This is a genomic window from Leptospira abararensis, from assembly GCF_016918735.1.
Lineage (GTDB): Bacteria > Spirochaetota > Leptospiria > Leptospirales > Leptospiraceae > Leptospira_A > Leptospira_A abararensis.
Genome location: NZ_JAFFPR010000024.1, coordinates 25,906 through 38,324 on the forward strand (window position 1 = coordinate 25,906; position 12,419 = coordinate 38,324).

At 37.8% G+C, this 12,419-nt stretch carries 13 protein-coding genes; 8 read left to right on the forward strand and 5 right to left on the reverse strand.

Annotation, left to right across the window (positions count from 1 at the left end):
- Positions 1 to 53 precede the first annotated feature (53 nt).
- Positions 54 to 1,235, reverse strand: a complete 1,182-nt coding sequence (locus JWG40_RS08045) for a serine hydrolase domain-containing protein (RefSeq protein WP_232369261.1) — start codon at positions 1,233 to 1,235, stop codon at positions 54 to 56.
- A gap of 236 nt (positions 1,236 to 1,471) precedes the next feature.
- On the opposite strand from JWG40_RS08045, the gene JWG40_RS08050 reads away from it, so the two are divergent.
- The 3 genes from JWG40_RS08050 (at position 1,472) to JWG40_RS08060 (ending at position 3,271) form a co-directional block, all read left to right on the forward strand.
- Positions 1,472 to 1,810: an EF-hand domain-containing protein gene (locus tag JWG40_RS08050; RefSeq protein ID WP_205285324.1), complete on the forward strand. Its 339-nt coding sequence runs from the start codon at positions 1,472 to 1,474 to the stop codon at positions 1,808 to 1,810.
- A gap of 262 nt (positions 1,811 to 2,072) precedes the next feature.
- A complete protein-coding gene (gene trhA, locus JWG40_RS08055) occupies positions 2,073 to 2,900 on the forward strand; it encodes a PAQR family membrane homeostasis protein TrhA (RefSeq protein WP_205285325.1) in 828 nt (275 codons plus the stop codon).
- 83 nt (positions 2,901 to 2,983) lie between these two features.
- Positions 2,984 to 3,271 (forward strand): hypothetical protein, encoded by a 288-nt coding sequence (locus JWG40_RS08060; protein ID WP_205285326.1) that lies wholly within the window; start codon positions 2,984 to 2,986, stop codon positions 3,269 to 3,271.
- 68 nt (positions 3,272 to 3,339) lie between these two features.
- On the opposite strand, the gene JWG40_RS08065 is transcribed toward JWG40_RS08060, so the two are convergent.
- Positions 3,340 to 4,299 (reverse strand): NAD(P)-dependent alcohol dehydrogenase, encoded by a 960-nt coding sequence (locus JWG40_RS08065; protein ID WP_205285327.1) that lies wholly within the window; start codon positions 4,297 to 4,299, stop codon positions 3,340 to 3,342.
- A gap of 131 nt (positions 4,300 to 4,430) precedes the next feature.
- Between JWG40_RS08065 and JWG40_RS08070 the strand changes: the two genes are divergently transcribed.
- Entirely contained in the window at positions 4,431 to 5,129 is a 699-nt protein-coding gene (locus JWG40_RS08070; RefSeq protein ID WP_205285328.1) for a TetR/AcrR family transcriptional regulator, read from the forward strand.
- A gap of 19 nt (positions 5,130 to 5,148) precedes the next feature.
- Here the strand turns inward: JWG40_RS08070 and JWG40_RS08075 are convergent, their stop codons facing one another.
- The 3 genes from JWG40_RS08075 to JWG40_RS08085 all read right to left on the reverse strand — a co-directional run bounded on the left by JWG40_RS08075 (position 5,149) and on the right by JWG40_RS08085 (position 8,500).
- Entirely contained in the window at positions 5,149 to 5,703 is a 555-nt protein-coding gene (locus tag JWG40_RS08075; RefSeq protein WP_232369262.1) for a hypothetical protein, read from the reverse strand.
- 272 nt (positions 5,704 to 5,975) lie between these two features.
- A complete protein-coding gene (locus tag JWG40_RS08080) occupies positions 5,976 to 7,808 on the reverse strand; it encodes an alginate export family protein (RefSeq protein ID WP_205285334.1) in 1,833 nt (610 codons plus the stop codon).
- A 131-nt stretch (positions 7,809 to 7,939) separates the two neighbouring features.
- Positions 7,940 to 8,500 (reverse strand): DUF1415 domain-containing protein, encoded by a 561-nt coding sequence (locus tag JWG40_RS08085; RefSeq protein WP_205285330.1) that lies wholly within the window; start codon positions 8,498 to 8,500, stop codon positions 7,940 to 7,942.
- Between the two features lie 204 nt (positions 8,501 to 8,704).
- Here JWG40_RS08085 and JWG40_RS08090 point away from each other — a divergent pair, with 204 nt between their 5' ends.
- Genes JWG40_RS08090 through JWG40_RS08105 form a run of 4 tightly spaced genes read left to right on the forward strand, consistent with a single transcriptional unit; the run spans position 8,705 to position 12,377 of the window.
- Positions 8,705 to 9,559 (forward strand): EboA domain-containing protein, encoded by an 855-nt coding sequence (locus tag JWG40_RS08090; RefSeq protein ID WP_205285335.1) that lies wholly within the window; start codon positions 8,705 to 8,707, stop codon positions 9,557 to 9,559.
- 7 nt (positions 9,560 to 9,566) lie between these two features.
- Positions 9,567 to 10,592 carry a TatD family hydrolase gene (locus JWG40_RS08095; RefSeq protein WP_205285331.1) on the forward strand — a complete coding sequence of 342 codons (1,026 nt, stop codon included), beginning with the start codon at positions 9,567 to 9,569 and terminating at the stop codon, positions 10,590 to 10,592.
- Positions 10,593 to 11,459, forward strand: a complete 867-nt coding sequence (eboC, locus tag JWG40_RS08100) for a UbiA-like protein EboC (protein WP_205285332.1) — start codon at positions 10,593 to 10,595, stop codon at positions 11,457 to 11,459.
- Positions 11,460 to 11,468: 9 nt separating this feature from the next.
- Positions 11,469 to 12,377 carry a 3-dehydroquinate synthase gene (locus JWG40_RS08105; protein WP_232369263.1) on the forward strand — a complete coding sequence of 303 codons (909 nt, stop codon included), beginning with the start codon at positions 11,469 to 11,471 and terminating at the stop codon, positions 12,375 to 12,377.
- Positions 12,378 to 12,419: the final 42 nt, after the last annotated feature.

Consider the following 12,419-nt stretch of genomic DNA (forward strand, 5'->3'; position numbering starts at 1 on the left):
ATTTTCGATAAGGGCCAAGATCCTAAATTGGGTCTGGCCTTATGGAGAAAAGTTCACTTTACAGTCGTTAGGATGGTTTCCACTAAATCGATTGTCTTTTGAATGGAAGTTGGGTTTCCATACCCTCCGGCCGTTGTGACTATCGTCATATCCAAAGAGGGGATCACAAAGATGAGTTGTGCGCCGTTCCCAAGGGCCAAAGACCAAGGAATTTTCCTGTCACCAAGAACGGTTTCTCCGAGCCACCACTGGTATCCATAACCTAAAGATTTTCCGTCTTTTCTAAATAGGGTAACACCGGAATCAATGTGTCGCAAAAATGATTCATCTAACCATTGTTTTGAGATAATTTGTTTCCCTTTCCAAATCCCTTGATTGAGAACAAGTCTCCCTAGTTTTAGCATATCCCTCGGTTTTAGTCTTAGGCCTGCGTGGGCAAGAGCTCTTCCATTTTGATCTTCTACCCATTCAAAGTGTTGGATTTCTAAGGGATCAAACAACCATTCCTTTGACAAAACAGTCAGTGATTTTCCTGTTTTTTTGATCAGTATATCCGAAAGTAGAGAGGTTCCTCCACCATTGTATTTGAATTTGCTTCCTGGTTTTGTAAGGACTTCCCGATCCATAACAAAATCAGGAATGTCTTTTTTCCAGACCAACCTTGTTTCATCACTGAATAAAAACCCATACCTCCATTCTTCCCAATCTAGCCCACTACTCATTGTTAGAAGATGTTTTAACGTGATCTCATGTCTTGGGTCGTCACTGGGAATCAATAATTCTGGATAGTAGGACAAAACAGAAAAGTCCAAACCTTCTATAATCTTTTTATCAACTGCAATTCCAAAAAGTAAAGAGGTTACTGATTTACTGACGGATCGAACATCATGTAAGGTATTTACATCAAAAGTTGTTTCTCCATCGAAAGGTAATCTGAGCCCATAGCGTTTGTTCAATGGGTTGTCCTTTCTTGTGTTATACACTTCGGTGACTAGCTTTCCATGGCGTTCAATTACAAAAGAATGAAGTTCACTTTCTTCCGATTTTATCTCTCTTACCAATTGGCAAAATTTCTTTTGATCAAATTCCGAATCGATAGAAATACTAATTGCCCATTCATGATTGAAAATGGGTGTGGGACAATCCTCCGTACTGACAGGGTTTGCCATCACTAAAGAGGAAACCCAAACAACAAGGAGTAGGGATATTAAAGTAATATAAATTTTTTGTTTCAAGGTTTTAATCCACAAAATCGACTTTAGAAACAATAAACATTTATCTAAAGTTTGGATACAAAAATCTAAATGATTCTAAAAAAGACGACTATAAGGGAAGAACCTGCCTTACATAAAGATCTGGGATTGATCATTTGCCTCTATCTTTTTCGTTGTGCTTTGCTTTTGTCTAAAAATGTTAAACTAAGGTCTTGACGAAAAGAAAAATCTCTCTAATATAAAGCCGAGGTTTTTTTATGAAAAAAATTCAAACTATCCTTACTAGTGTTGCTTTCTTTTTGACGGCATCTGTTTTTGCTCACGACCACGAAGGTCATGGAAAGAATGTTATGGCAGGGGATCATTTCAAAAAAATGGATTCCAACAGCGATAACAAAGTATCTAAGGAAGAATGGCAAAAATTCCATGATGGTTTTTTTACAGAACTTGATAAAGACGCCGATGGATCTGTGACTTTTGAAGAAATGAAAGCTGCTCGTATGGAAAAACGGGAAGAAAAAAAAGAAGCAATGAAAGAGAAAGTAAAGGAAGCCAAAAAGAAAAAAGACGAGAAGAGTAAAAAAACTTCCGAATAATATCTCTTAGGATTGGGGCGCCTCGCATTGGATCGTTTATTATAAATTAAACAATGATCCGACCGGGCTCTCCGCTCCAATCTTTGCACATCCGTGCAAAGGATTTCCGCTTCGATCCCTGCCGCAGCAGGGATTTTTTTAAAAAAAGAAATTTAGATATTTTCTAATCCATTCCTTGCTTTTTCACATACTTAAAGCCTTATTATTTCTTTCGATTGACGGATAAAAAGAATGCTATCTTGATTGGTGTTACTATCATCTTATGAAAGCGAAAAAGTCAAAAGCCAAAACCGCAAAAAAATCAGTTCGCGTTACAAAACCGCTGAACAAACAAAGTCTTAAATCCAAACCCAAAAAAATAACCAAACAGTCCTTAGTAAATTCCAACCTTCCGATAGCTCGGGAACCGGATACAACAGTAACTGAACTTATTGATACCATTCATGAATATTCGATCGGCCATGAGATTGCCAATGCAGTGACTCATGGAATTGGAGGGGGCCTTAGCATTGCTGGTCTTTCGATTCTATTGACCATGGCTGTTTTGTATGGGAATGTTTGGCACATTGTCAGTTCCGCCATTTATGGGGCCACACTCATTCTTTTGTATCTGGCTTCCACTCTTTATCATGGAATCTACCATACGGCTACAAAACGTATCTTCAAGGTAATCGACCATGCATCGATCTATCTTTTAATAGCAGGGACTTATACTCCATTTACGCTTGTTAGTCTTCGGGAACATTCCGAGTGGGGTTGGACATTATTTCTTGTTGTTTGGATTCTTGCATTTGCCGGAGTTCTTTTACTGTTGTTGTTTCCTGGAAAATACAGTGGAGCAAGAGTGGTAGTTTATATTTTAATGGGATGGCTTGCCATTTTTGTTGTCAAAGACATCCGAACAGCGATTGGAGTTGGGGGAATTTCATGGCTTGTGGCAGGTGGACTCAGTTATACGGTGGGAGTCATCTTTTACCTTTGGGACCGGTTGCCATTCAACCATGCCATTTGGCATCTATTCGTTTTAAGCGGAAGTCTTTGCCATTTTTTTGCAATTCTATTTTATGTCTTACCTCCCATACCGAAATAAGAAAATATAGTTTGTCAATTTTTTTCATTTGTATAAAATTCACTCTCTTTCTGTTTTTTTGAAACAGTAAAGAAGGAGATGATATGAGAACATTGGTCACGATTAGCTTTATGCTTATGACTGTTTTGGCTTCTACCACTTTGGTAGCGGAAGATTGTTTTCTCTGTGGAAACGGAAGTACCAACGGCTGTGAACAATGCAGGGGAAAAGATAGGAAGGCCTGTGAAGCAAAAGGATGTAAAATATCAGGTACAGCTTCTTGTTCTACTGCAGCAAACGTAAAGGTATGTAAAGTGGATCGATCCTATACTGATCTAACCTTTATGGATACTGTACTACAAAATAAAAAAGTTCAAATAAAAACAAATTAATCCATAAAGGATGGCCTACCACAGAAATTTGTAGTAGGCTTTTTTGTGTTAAATCCGCCAAATCTGAATTAGTTGGCAACAACAATCACTACATTCCCTTTTTTGTGTCCCGCTTCCACATAACGATGAGCTTCCACCATTTCTTCTAAAGGATAAGACTTATCAATCACTACTTTAAATTCCCCTTTTTTTGTGAGCTCAGTTAAGAAATTTAAGTTTTCTAAAGTTTCCGCAATCGGTCCAAACTTGATATTGATTTTTCTAGTCAATGAAATCCATGCCGCATGGAACATATCTTTAAAGGAAGCACCGACTAATATTAAGGTGCCGCCGTTAGAAAGATGTTGAAGGTTAGATGGGATGGAAGATTTCCCAACACATTCAAATACAACATCATAATTATTATTATGTGATTCAGAATGAAACTCATCATAATCCATAACTAAATCTGCACCAATCGATTTGACTAATTCGAAATTTCCTTTACTGCAAACAGCAGTGACCACTGCTCCAAAATGTTTTGCCAGTTGGATGGCAGCAGTGCCCACAGAACTGGAGGCACCATAAATAATGATGGTCTGATTTTTTTTTAAGTTACATTTCTGAATGAAATCAAGTGCAGTCAGACTTCCAAAAGGTAAGGTAGCACCTTCCTGAAAAGATATTTCTTTTGGAAGGAAAGTGATGATCGATGATTCCGGTAAACAAATGGATTCGGCGTATGCTCCCATTCGTAAACCCGTGGATCCAAAAATTTTGTCTCCCACCTGAAACTTGGTAATGTTTTCTCCCACAGCATCGACTACACCTGCGATGGATCCTCCGAGGATGGGTTGCCTTAATTTGGTGATTCCGAAAAACAATCGAACGAGTTTGGGATCAGGTTTACGAATGCGCCAATCAGCCGAATTTACAGAGGTATTATGAATTTTGATTCTGATTTCATCTTTCTTTGGAAAAGGTGTTTCCCATTCTTCTAAACGGAGTACTTCTGGGGTTCCATATTTTCTTGCGGTGATGACTTTCAATGACTTAGGCTCCTGAAACACTAAAAATACTTACAGTGTAAGTTTGTCAAGGAAATATATTTCTGTTTATTTTGGAGATAAAATAATGGAAAAAAAATGAATTAGTGATATAAGTTTATGAAGGGGATGGCGTGCATAAAAAAAAGAAACCTAAGTTAGTTTCAAGTAAACTCCCTAAAAAGTCAAAAAAACGTCAGAACTTATCTAAAGATTTAGTTCTAGAGGCTGCCATCCAACTTGCAGACAAGTTTGGACTGGAAGAATTGTCTATGCGAAATTTGGCGTCCAGTTTGGGTGTTGAGGCAATGTCTTTGTATAATCATGTCAAAAATAAAGACGAAGTTCTTGATGGAATGGTAGACCTTGTCGTCTCTAAGATCAGCTTACCAAAGATAGGTGGAGATTGGAAAAAGGAAATGAAAAAGAGGGCAAAATCTGCAAGAGAAGTTCTGATTTTACACCCATGGGTGACTCTTCTTCTTGTCTCTCGAATGAATGTAGGGCAAGCTATGTTAACTTATTTTGATGTTTCTCTTGGATGTCTTCACTCTGCAGGTTTTTCATTACAAGCAGCAGACCATATCATCAATGCAATCGATTGTCATATTTATGGATTTATATTACAAGAATTGAATTTTCCTATAGAACCAAGTGAATATGCCAAAAAAGCGGAAGGGTTTATGCCTCAGTTAGAATCTAGTCCCTATACTCATTTAACCGACCTAAGCAAAGAAGTTATTTCTGGGCGATACAATGGACTTCATGACTTTGAATTTGGTTTAAATTTGATTTTGGACAATTTAGATAAATTTCGTAATTCGGCCAAATGAACTTAAGTTGGTCAAAACTTTAATGGACCGGAATAGAAGACCATCGAGTTTCTTCTAAATCTAGTTTTGTTTGTTTTTTTATCTCTTCAATAATTTCAGGAGTTTGAATTATTTCTTTAAATCCCGCATAACCAGAACTATCTGACTGATTTGCTCCACCCGTTAGAACTGCAGAGATAATTGCTGAGCCAATTTTTGCCGTAGTACTTGTTTTGAAGCTTCCGATAATCGATTCCCCTACATTGTCCATATCAGGATCAAATTCCAATGCTGTTTTATTAAATTCTACTACATATTTACCTAAAACGAGGATTTGATTTGGTTTGACTGTAAATTTAGACTTCTCGAGATTTTGGCGATCCAATACATAGTAAATATTTGCCTCTTTTTTACTCTGTGGATCTTTCTCATGAACATGAGCACCTGCGAAAGCATAATCTCCTGGTTCAATATTTAAAATGTAATAGCGGGACTGTGAAAAATAGTTTGTTTCAATTATTTTTAATTCGCTAATATTGTTTTTCGATTTATCAAGTTTGACTAAAAAAACCCTCTCTGGATAAAAATATCCCATCAATATCTTAGGTATTACGAATTCGAATGCGATCGCTGAAGACTGATTAGGTGAATTAGGTAAAATATCTGGCTTGATTCTGCAATTGGATAATATAATTGTGAGTGTTAGTATAACGAAAGTTCTCATTTGAATATTGATTCCTTAGGGTCAATATTATAAATCAAGATTCTAGAATATCGGTCAACAAAAATCTTCAAGAAAACAGACTGCGAATTTAAAACCAGAGTGTTTGATTTCACTCTGGTGACGGGAAATGAAAAGAAAAAGATTTAGATTGCAAACACACTTTGTATTGTAAAGTAGCTAGAGTTAGGTTTTAAATCGTATCTATGATAAGGGTCTGTTTCATAGGGATTATTTTTTTGATTTCGAATCGCTTCTCCGGCATAGAGTGAACTTGCGCCAAACCAAAACGAAACATTGTCAAATGGTGTGACTATATAGATAAAGTTAATTTCCGTAGCGACATGCCGTCCTAGTTTAGGTCGGTTTGGATTATAGGCTTCTGTGTTATAATAGTCTTCGGTCGAGGCAGTTTCCCCTGTGGCTTTACTTCCTGCCACGTAATTATTGTTATCGTAATATCCGTCTTGGAGTTTTACTTTGTAATACCAATGAGGATTTAAGATAAAAGTTCCCCATTTAGAAGATTCATATTTGATGTGGACCGAGTAATCTTTAATATTTTGCCAGAAAACCATTCCAGAGTTACCGTTCCCGGAGAATGGCATTCCGCCCCCAGCCATCCTTCTTGTGGCAAAAAGTGGATTGTAGGTGGCAACACTTCCGTCGTTTCGGTTTGGATCACCTGAAGCTTGGACATATTGAACACCGATTCGGAACTCTTTTACGGGCGTATATCCTAATTGGACAGCAACAATGTTCGCCTTATAACGAACAGGCGAAGATAGCGGAGGAGCCTCACCAGTTTTTTTATCCGTTGTGTATGTTCCTGTTTGGTTCAGCCAATCGGGAGAGACTCTTTCTCCATTAAATCCAGTTTGCCAAGCAGCTTCGACCATCCAGTCTATGCCGGTTTCGCTCGTAATCATATTGTTTTTAGTTCTGTTTGTTAGGCGAAATCCAGAGGTATTGAGTTGGTCTGGTCCTCGGTAATAGATATCAGATCCATAATTGGCAGTTGTATTGGTAGCCTTTAATTTTTGTTTATAAAGAGTAAAGTTGTAGAGTTCAATTCCTAACCATTCCCATGGTTTGAACCCATAATGAGCACCATAATATGAAGCATTACCGGTTCCCCCAAGCCTAGTCGAGTTATTGGAAATCATGCTGTTGGAGTTGTTTTCCGATCCAATGATGGCACCAAAAAAATCTAAACTTTGTTTTTGGATGGTAATGGTAGTTCGAACCGCATCAAAAGAGTTACCATTCAAACTATCATTTCTTGAACCTAAAATCCGACCATCTCCATAATCCAAAATTTGTCGTCCGGTACGGACACGGAACATTTGGTTTGTGGTTTTTAAGTCTAAAAAAGCTTCCCGAAAACCTGTATAGTTATTGAGAGGAACTTCTCTTTGTTTTGTGGTATCGATAAGGTTTCCTGAGTTTGGGATCACTGCCAGTTTCTGATCGGAGGAACCATTGACAATCTCACCTCCCGCCAAACGAACATCCTGAAAGGAAAGTTTGAACGCAATATTAGGTGATAAATCTCCGATGAGGTAAAACTGAGTTTGGTTGCTTACCGTATTACGATTATCGGGAGTGGACCTATCGAAATCAGTGTTGTAAAGAGAGTCCGCTTTGGGTCGAATCCCAAAACCAACTCGGAACCTGTCTGCAAACCAAAGGTTTGTATTTTCTTGTATCGCCTTTCTTTGTTTGGCGGTAACTTGAATGCTTTTTAAATACTCTCCAGATAAATTGCCCTTAAGTGGACTTACATATTCCTTGGGCTCTTCTTGTTGGGGAACTTCTTGCACTGGAGGAGGTGGTGGGGCTGGAGCGACAATTGTTTCAGGAGGAACTTCTTTTTTAGCAGGTACGATGAACTGTGCCTCTAACTGGGATGCCAGGGGTGATAGGAAAAGCCCTAGCGAAACCAGGACTATGATGATTCGATGATTGCATATATACATTGGATACCACCTGTGTTTGAGCCAGTGGATACAAAATGTTACAACATTCAAATCTTATATTTCCTAATTGGTAGGAATCCTAGTCTTTTCTCGTTATAAATATATTGCCAAATCAATCACCTATATGGAAATCAAAGGCCCAGCTTTTTCCATCCTTCATGCCCCAATTTCTGTAATGTTTTTCGGTTGTTTTCAAAAATACTGTCAATATTTGGATGAGAGTCAACAATTCGGCTAATGCTATCTTCACGTAACAGATGCAATATAGGATAAGGGGATCTGCCTACAAAATTAGTTATGTCGTTTATAGTTTTATCTGCAAATTGAAATTGGGGATGGAAATTTGCGATTTGGATTGAGCCTTCCAAATTCATTTGCTGAAGTAAAACATCCGTATCATCTAAAAAATCATTTTGATCCAGAAAATCGGATAAAACAAAAGGATGGATCAGAAGAGTGGTTTCGGTAGTTAGTGGGTCTGTTGTTACTAGATTTTTTAATTCAACTTCGAGTTCAAATAAAAGATCTTTTTTGTTTTCTGCTGCACTTATCACATAACGGATTGTATTTGATTGGAATGTTGGTTTTGCAAAAGGACAAAGATTGAGTCCAATGACAGATTTCAATATCCATTCTTTTGTTTTGGATTGAATTTCATCTGCGTTTTCTAAAGGGTCTGGCTTAATATTCAAAGAGTCTCCTTTTTTCTATTCCCGATATTCTGGTTTGTCCATTTTCAAAAACGGGAGGTGGATGTAATCCAAGTTATCGTATCAGATTTGTTCTAAAAACCATCTTTAAAAATAAATCTATTGGCTCGGGATTCGGCGTTCGAATCAGAATATTTGATTTACGAAGTGAAGCATACACCAGAAGATTTCAAATATCAGTTTCTTATGGAAAACATTTCAAAAAATTTCACTCAATTCCTGTTTGAACAGACTACAAATGCGGAACGGAAATGGTTAGAAGATCAGACACAATCAAATGCCTTAGATTTAATGACAGCTTTTGTGGCAGCACCGCGTTTTTTATCAAAAAAAAATGTTTTTTATGATTCTCATTTCCATGGAGAATTCATTTCTCATTTGCCTGGATTTCAGGTGGATGGATGGAATTTGGTTCGGTTATCGCGTGTTTGGTTATTGCTACATTTAAACGTCGAACCCAAAGAACAATTCATAAAAAATATAGAAACACTTTTCGATACGGCCGAGTTAAATGAATTGGTTGCATTGTATTCTGCTTTGCCACTTCTTCCTTATCCTTGGGAATGGTTGGCTCGAGCGACTGATGCTGTTCGTTCCAATATGGGATTTGTATTCGATGCTATTTCTCTAAAGAATCCCTATCCGGAACTTTATTTTCCTGAAGACGCATGGAACCAACTTGTATTAAAAACAATTTTTAATGGGAAACCTATTCATTGGATTTACGGGCTTGATAGGCGTAAAAACAAAGATCTATCCATCGCCATAACTGATTTTATTAGTGAAAGGTTTGCTGCGGGACGAAAGGTGCCAGCACAAGTTTGGAGACTCCTTGGTTCATTTACGGATGAAACCATTTATCCGAAACTTGTTCTATTATTTGCATCTAAGGAAAAGGAAGAAAGGGAAGCGGCAGCACTTGTTTGTTTTGAATCTAAGAATTCACAATTGCGTTCCTTGTTATCAAAATATCCAGAATTAGAATTATCGATACAAAATGGAGATTTGGATTGGTCTAAATTAGAATCCATTCCCGAATAAAATTTTTATGTGCCAAAATCCAAACGAACATTCAAAAAACCCATCCCATTTTGAATCCATCCACGCGGAAGAAGAACCAACTCACCGCGACTTATTATGGGAAGACTACCAAAATCTAATCCAAGGAATGAGGTTTTTTGATCCGCATATCCACATGGTATCAAGAACTACCGACGATTACCAAATGATGGCAAAGGCAGGGATTGTTGCTATCATAGAGCCTGCTTTTTGGGTGGGACAACCGAGAACGGGCCTTGCTAGTTTTAAAGATTATTATAGTAGTCTTGTTGGTTGGGAACGGTTCCGATCCTCACAATTCGGGATCAAACATTATTGCACCATGGGATTAAATTCCAGAGAAGCAAATAACGAGCGTCTTGCGGAAGAAGTGATGGGAATTTTACCATTATTTGCTTACAAAGAAGGTGTTGTGGGTATTGGAGAGATTGGATTTGACGATCAAACCGCTTTAGAAGAAAAATACTATCGCCTCCAATTGGAACTTGCAAAAAAAGCAAAATTACCTGTTCAAATTCATACACCTCATCGCGATAAAAAAAGAGGAACTGAAAGGAGTATGTCGATTGCTTTGGAACATGGACTTGATCCTTCTTTCGTTGTTGTGGATCATAATAATGAAGAAACCGTGAAATCAGTGTTAGATCAAGGTTTTTGGGCGGCCTTTACTATATACCCATTTACGAAAATGGGAAATGAAAGGATGGTTGCTGTTGTCGAAAAATATGGATCAGAAAGGATTATGGTAAATTCAAGTGCCGATTGGGGAATCTCAGATCCCCTTGCCATTCCCAAAACAGCAGCCCTTATGAAACAAAGAGGGATTCCTATGGAAGTAATTCGAATGGTCACTTATCAGAATGCAATTGATGCTTTTGCGAAAAGTGGCCAGATTGATGTGTCTGACTTTGAAATAGAATCGCAACCTGATCCTAACGCAAAATTTCATGGTAACTCAATCCTTCGTGGTGGCCAACAACCAGTAATCAATAAAAATTCCTTACTGATTCAATAGATGAATACAAAAGCCTATCTTACACTCCTTAGGCCCGCCAATCTTATAACCGCCATAGCCGACATTTTTGCTGGTATGGCCATTGTGGGTTTTCTATGGAATGGTTTTACTCCTATCTTTTTAATTTTATCTACCCTCTGTTTGTATGGTGGTGGGGTAGTTTTAAACGATTATTTTGATTCCTCCATCGATCGAATCGAAAGACCGGAACGTCCCATCCCGAGTGGGAAGGTATCGCCAAGATCTGCGTTAGCGTTTGGAAGTTTTCTTCTAGGATTGGGTTTGATCTTTGCCTTTTTGTATCAAATACAAAGTGGATGGATTGCAGCTTCGATTACAATATTGGTGCTTACTTACAACCGTTTTGCGAAACACAATTCAATTTTTGGTCCCATAGTGATGGGAATGTGTCGTGGAGGTAATTTAATCCTTGGAATGAGTCTTGCGACAGTAATACAGTTGGATCAACTTTCTCTTGCGATCCTTCCTGTTTTATACATCGCCGCTATTACAATGATTAGTCGAGGCGAAGTACATGGTGGGAAAAAAGAACCTTTGGTATTTGCTGGTATTTTGTATCTTACTGTCTTCGTTTTACAATTAAGTATTTCTTATCATTTGGGAAATTTTTTTCTAACTCTTCCGTTTGTTTTATTTCATTCTGGAGTGATCCTTCCTCCTCTTTTTTTTGCCTTCCAGAAACCGATTGGTCCATTGATTGGTAAAGCAGTGAAGATGGGAGTCATTTCACTGATCATTTTGAATGCTTCCTTTGCTGCCAGTTTTGGATTTATTTTTATATCCATTTTTATCCTTTGTTTATTGCCTCTTTCTTTAGTTTTGGCAAAATACTTTTCTGTTACTTAGTGTTAGATTATGATTGAAAGTTCGTTTTCCCCTCTCTTTTCTCAGTTTCAAGTGCAATACCGTTATTCGGTTCAATTTACAAAAGGTCTCTTTGATTTAAAAAATCCCTGTTTAGTTGATTTTTTGGCTTCCGAAAAGAAGGATGGGGATTCTAAAAAAGTTTTGGTGGTTCTTGACCAAGGTTTAGTTACTCATTATCCAAATTTAGTTTCTGAAATTCAAACTTATTTTAAAGAACTAATTCCTTTTGTTCGACTAACGGGTGATATAATGGTTATACCTGGTGGCGAAGAGTGTAAAAATAGTCCACAACTTTGGGAATCTTTAGTGAAGGCTGTGGATGTTCATGGAATCGATCGCCATTCCTATATCATTACGATTGGGGGAGGGGCAATCCTTGATTTAGTTGGGTATGTGGCTGCAGTATCTCACCGCGGCATTCGATTGATTCGAATTCCTACCACAGTCCTTTCTCAAAACGATTCTGGAGTTGGGGTCAAAAATAGCATTAACTTCCAAGGGAAAAAAAACTTTCTAGGAACTTTTGCACCACCTATCGCAGTGTTTAATGATCTGTTATTTCTGGAAAGTTTAGAAGAAAGGGACTGGCGATCGGGAATGGCAGAAGCAATCAAAGTTTCTCTTATCAAAGACAAAGTTTTTTTTGGTTGGATCGAATCTCACGCCCAATCTTTAAAAGACAGAGATTTAGAAACGATGGCTTATTTGGTTCACCGCTGTGCTGAGTTACATATGGAACATATCGCAAAAGGGGATCCTTTTGAATTTGGTTCTTCACGCCCTTTAGACTTTGGTCATTGGGCAGCTCATAAATTAGAATATCTAACTGAGTTTTCTTTGCGTCATGGAGAAGCCGTTGCCATTGGGATGATATATGACAAATCCTATTTTTTTTAAGAGTTCCAAAATACGGTCCATATCCTCTTTGGATAAAAAGTT